The sequence below is a fragment of the Cupriavidus sp. 05N40 genome (genome assembly GCF_056397305.1).
Genome location: NZ_JBFTND010000329.1, coordinates 1 through 5,071 on the forward strand (window position 1 = coordinate 1; position 5,071 = coordinate 5,071).

Below are 5,071 nucleotides of genomic sequence, written 5' to 3' on the forward strand. Positions count from 1 at the left end.
CTGCAACTCGCCAAACACTTCGTATTCCGCCCTTTGTGTAATTACGTTGATTCCGTCTGGATAAAGCCGCCGCGTCAGCGCAGCTTCAGCGACGACAGCCCGATCAGCACGAGCAGCATGGTGATGATCCAGAAGCGCACCGTCACCTGCGTCTCTTTCCAGCCCGACAATTCAAAGTGGTGATGCAGCGGCGCCATCTTGAACAGCCGCCGGCCCTCGCCGTAGCGCCGCTTGGTGATCTTGAACCACGTGACCTGCAGCATCACCGAGAGCGTTTCCACCACGAAGATGCCGCCCATCACGAACAGCACGATCTCCTGACGCACGATCACGGCCACCGTGCCGAGCGCGCCGCCCAGAGCCAGCGCGCCCACGTCGCCCATGAAGACCTGGGCAGGGTGGGCGTTGAACCAGAGGAAGGCCAGGCCCGCCCCCGCCAGCGCCGAACAGAAGATCAGCAACTCGCCCGCCCCGGGAATATGCGGGAACAGCAGGTACTTGCTGTAGACCGAACTGCCCATGACGTAGGCGAAGATACCCAGCCCGCTGCCGACCAGCACCACCGGCATGATCACCAGCCCGTCCAGGCCGTCGGTCAGGTTCACGGCATTGCTCGAACCCACGATCACCAGGTAGGTCAGCACGATGAAGCCGGCCACGCCCAGCGGATAGCTCACTTCCTTGAAGAACGGCACAATCAGGTTGGACTTGTAGGGCATGTCCAGCGACAGGCCGCCTTCGACCCAGCCCAGGAACAGGTCCCACACCCGCACATTGCTGCTTTCCGACACCGAGAACGCCAGGTAGACCGCGGCCACCAGGCCGATCAGGGTCTGCCAGAAAAACTTTTCGCGGCTCGACATGCCGCGCGGGTCGCGATAGACCACCTTGCGGTAGTCGTCCACCCAGCCGATCGCGCCGTAGCCGAAGGTCACCAGCATCACCACCCAGATAAAGCGGTTGCCCCAGTCGCACCACAGCAGCGTCGAAATGGCGATCGACACCAGTACCAGCACGCCGCCCATGGTGGGCGTGCCGGCCTTGACCAGGTGCGACTGCGGACCGATGGTGCGCACCGCCTGGCCGATCTTCAGCTCGGTCAGCTTGCGGATCACCCACGGGCCGAGGCCGAGGCCGATCAACAGCGCGGTGAGGTTGGCCATCACCGCGCGGAAGGTCAGGTAGTTGAAGACCCGCAGGAAGCTGTAGTCGTTTTGCAGCCACTGGGCCAGAGCCAATAACATCGTGTTCCGTATTCCTTTCGACAACCGCCCGGCGGCGCCGGGACTTACGATTGCTTGAGATTGTCTGAGACAGCTTGAAACCGCCTGGTCAAGCCTTGCTAACCATCGGTCACGCTTTACGCGCGGACGTGTCTGCGACCAGCGCATCCACCATCCGTTCCATGCGCATGAAACGCGACCCCTTCACCAATACCGCGCCCGCCCTGGCCACGGTGCCATCCTTGTCTTGCGCCAGCGTGTCCGCCAGCGCTTCGGCGCTGTCGAAATACCGTGCCTGGCCGCCGCCCTGCGCGCCGAAGGCACGCACTGCGTCGGTCATGGCGGCGCCGGTACCCCACAAGGCCTCGATGCCGCGCGTGGCGGCGTAGGCGCCGATCTCCGCGTGGAAGGCCGGGCCCTGGTCGCCCACTTCGCCCATGTCGCCCAGCACCAGCAGGCGCGGCGCGGCAAACCCGGCCAGCACGTCGATGGCGGCGCGCACGGAATCCGGATTGGCGTTGTAGGTATCGTCGATCACCAGCGTGCCGCCGGTGCTGTGCTTGACCTGCAGGCGGCCCTTGACCGCCGCAAACCCGCCCAGGCCGGCCTGGATCGCCTCATGGCTGACACCGGCCGCCAGCGCGCAGGCGATCGCCGCCAGCGCGTTGCGTACGTTATGCGTGCCCAGCACCGACAGGCGGACCTCGAAGGCACCGCCCGGCGCGCTGACCTGCATCACCTGCACGCCGTCGTCCAGGCGCACGTCGGCGCGGACATCGGCGTTCGCGTCGAGGCCGAACGACAGCACGCGCCGCGTGCCGGCCGCCTGGCGCCAGACGCCGGCATGCGCGCCGCCGCCCTCGGCGTCGAGCGGGAATACCGCCGCGCCGTCGGCGGGCAGCGCCGCGATGGCCGCCGCATGTTCGTGCGCCACGGCCTCAACGCTCACCATGAATTCCTGGTGCTCGCGCTGGGCATTGGTCACCACGGACACGGTGGGCTGGGCGATGCTGGCCAGGTAGACAGTCTCGCCGGGATGATTCATGCCCAGCTCGAGCACGGCCAGCCGGTGCGCCGCGCACAGGCGCAGCACCGTCAGCGGCAGGCCGATGTCGTTGTTCAGGTTGCCGCCGGTGGCCAAGCGGGCGCCCTCCCCTACCGCCGCCGCGAAGATCGCGGCGATCATTTCCTTGACCGTGGTCTTGCCGTTGCTGCCGGTCACGGCCACGGCGGGCAGGCCGAAGCGGCGGCGCCAGCCCGCGGCCAGCTCGCCCAGCGCCAGGCGCGTGTCGGGCACCACGATGGCCGGCAGGCCAAGGGCCGCGTCGGGCTCGCGCTCCACCAGCACCGCGGCGGCACCGCGCGCGGCCACATCGGCCAGGAAATCGTGGGCATCGAAACGCTCGCCCCTGAGCGCGACGAACAGGTCGCCGGGCTGGACCGTGCGGCTGTCGGTCAGCACGCGCGAAAAGCTGCGCGCGCCCGCATCGGCGGGGCCGCAAACGCGCGCGCCGGCGATCCAGCCGGCGGCTTGCTGCAGATTGGTCATCATGTTCTGGTTCATGCCGACACCCCGCGCGTACCCAGCGTCAGCCGGACATGCTCGCGATCGGAGAACGGCCGCTTGCGGCCGTGCACTTCCTGGGTGGCCTCGTGTCCCTTGCCGGCCACCAGCACCACGTCCGCCGCGGCGGCGTGCCTGATGGCGTAGAGGATGGCGGCGGCGCGGTCTTCGATCAGGTGGGCGCGGCCGCGGTCATCCATGCCGTCGGCGATGGCGTCCAGGATATCCAGCGGGTCCTCGCTGCGCGGGTTGTCGCTGGTCAGCACGACATCGTCGGCCAGGCGCTCGGCCACCGCGCCCATCAGCGGGCGCTTGATCGGATCGCGGTCGCCGCCGCAGCCGAACACGCACCACAGCCGGCCGCCGCGGGCCTGCGCCACCGGGCGCAGCGCCGCCAGGGTCTTTTCCAGCGCGTCGGGCGTATGGGCGTAGTCGACCACGGCCAGCGGGCCGTCCTGGCCACCGCCGAACAATTCCATGCGGCCGTCGACCGGCCTGAGCCCGCGCAGCGCATCGACGGCGGCTTGCCATGCGATGCCGTTGGCGAGGGCCGCGCCGAGCACGGCGAGCAGGTTGCTGACGTTGAAGCCGCCGATCATCGCCGTGGCGATGTCGGCGCTGCCGAAGCTGCCGTCCACATGGAAGGCGGTGCCGGCGGCGGTGGCGCGCACGCCGCTGGCGCGCAGCCACTGGCCGCCCTTGCGTGTTGCCGCCGCGGGGCCGTCGACGCCGTACTCGATCACCTGCGTGGCGGCCTGCTGGCCGGCCAGCAGGCGGGCGCCCATGGCATCGTCGCGATTGATCACGGCGGCGCGCAGGCCCGGCCACTGGAACAGCAGCGCCTTGGCTGCCTCGTACTCGGCCATGGTGCCGTGGTAGTCCAGGTGGTCTTGCGTCAGGTTGGTCAGCACCGCCACGGCGAAGTGCGTGCCGGCCACGCGGCCCTGCTCGAGGCCGTGCGACGACACTTCCATCGCCACCGCGCGCGCGCCGGCGCCGTGCAGTCCGGCCAGGCTGTCCTGCAGCTGCACCGCGTCGGGCGTGGTGAAGCCGGTGGCGACCAGCGCGTCCGGAAAGCCGGTGCCGAGCGTGCCGATGGTGGCGCAGGGCTTGCCCGTTGCCTGCAGCAGCCGCGCCAGCCATTGCGCGCACGAGGTCTTGCCATTGGTGCCKGTGATGCCGGTCACGGCCAGGTCGCGCGTGTCATTGCCGTACCAGCCGGCCGCGATCGGGCCCGCAAGCTGGTGCAGGCCGGACACGGCCAGGTGCGGCACCGCCTCGCCATGCGGCCAGTCGAAGCCGTCGGCCTCGCAGATCACGGCGCTGGCGCCGCGCGCGATGGCCTGGGCGATATGCGGGCGCGCGTCGGTCGACAGGCGCTGGTTGCCCAGCACGTAGGCGAAGAAGACATCGCCCTGGGTCAGCCGGCGCGTGTCACCCGTGAGCCTGGCGCCGGCCGGCGCGTGCCGGCGCAGCCAGGCCAGCGCATCGGCAGCCTGGGCGGCGATTTCGAGGGGAAGCAGTTGCCGGCTCATTGTGTCGCGCTCCACGGCTCGCTTTCCTGGACCTTGTCGCTCACCACCAGCTGGCGGATCGGCGAATCGGGCTGCACATTGAGCGCCCGCAGCGTGCCGCCGGTGATGGCGGCGAATGCCGGACCCGCGACGGCGCCGCCATAGTGGCTGCCCGAGGTGGGCTCGTCCACGCTCACGGCCACGATGATGCGCGGGTTGGACATCGGCGCCAGGCCGATGAACGAGGCGCGGTACTTGCTGCGGTCGTAGCCGCGGCCGACGTGCTTGTAGGCGGTGCCGGTCTTGCCGCCGACCCGGTAGCCCATCACCTGGGCCTCGGGCGCGGTGCCGCCGGGCGCGGTCACGGTCTCGAGCATGCCACGCACCTGGCGGGCCACTTCGGGAGACAGCACGCGTTCGCCGGTGACCGGGCCGTTGTTGCGGAACATGGTGACCGGGATCAGCTCGCCGTCATGGGCGAACACCGTATAGGCGTGCGCCATCTGGAACAGCGACACCGACAGGCCGTAGCCGTAGGACATGGTGGCCTGTTCGATCGGCCTCCAGCTCTTGAACGGACGCACCCGGCCGGCGACCGCGCCGGGAAAGCCGAGCTTGGGCGCCTGGCCCAGGCCCACGCTGGTAAACATGTCCCACATCTCCTGCGGCTTGAGCAGCATCGAGATCTTGGTCGTGCCGATGTTGCTGGATTTCTGGATGATGCCGGCCACGGTCAGCGCCCCGTAGTTGTGGGTGTCGCTGATGGTGGC

The 5,071-nt window shown here is 69.3% G+C and carries 4 protein-coding genes; all 4 read right to left on the reverse strand.

Going from position 1 to position 5,071, the window contains the following annotated elements:
• Positions 1–74 precede the first annotated feature (74 nt).
• Positions 75–1,244: a phospho-N-acetylmuramoyl-pentapeptide-transferase gene (mraY, locus tag AC1DO7_RS39285; protein WP_441617879.1), complete on the reverse strand. Its 1,170-nt coding sequence runs from the start codon at positions 1,242–1,244 to the stop codon at positions 75–77.
• Positions 1,245–1,353: 109 nt separating this feature from the next.
• Entirely contained in the window at positions 1,354–2,787 is a 1,434-nt protein-coding gene (locus tag AC1DO7_RS39290) for a UDP-N-acetylmuramoyl-tripeptide--D-alanyl-D-alanine ligase (RefSeq protein WP_441617881.1), read from the reverse strand.
• A complete protein-coding gene (locus tag AC1DO7_RS39295; protein ID WP_441617927.1) occupies positions 2,784–4,322 on the reverse strand; it encodes a UDP-N-acetylmuramoyl-L-alanyl-D-glutamate--2,6-diaminopimelate ligase in 1,539 nt (512 codons plus the stop codon). Before AC1DO7_RS39295 ends, AC1DO7_RS39290 begins: the two co-directional genes overlap by 4 nt.
• Positions 4,319–5,071 (reverse strand): penicillin-binding transpeptidase domain-containing protein (locus AC1DO7_RS39300; protein WP_477117419.1); only part of this gene is annotated, 753 nt, incomplete at its 5' end. The genes AC1DO7_RS39295 and AC1DO7_RS39300, both read right to left, overlap by 4 nt.

Coding starts and splice junctions, on each gene's coding strand:
- mraY (WP_441617879.1), bottom strand. CDS start 1,244: ATGTTATTGGCTCTGGCCCAGTGGCTGCAAAACGACTACAGCTTCCTG.
- AC1DO7_RS39290 (WP_441617881.1), bottom strand. CDS start 2,787: ATGAACCAGAACATGATGACCAATCTGCAGCAAGCCGCCGGCTGGATC.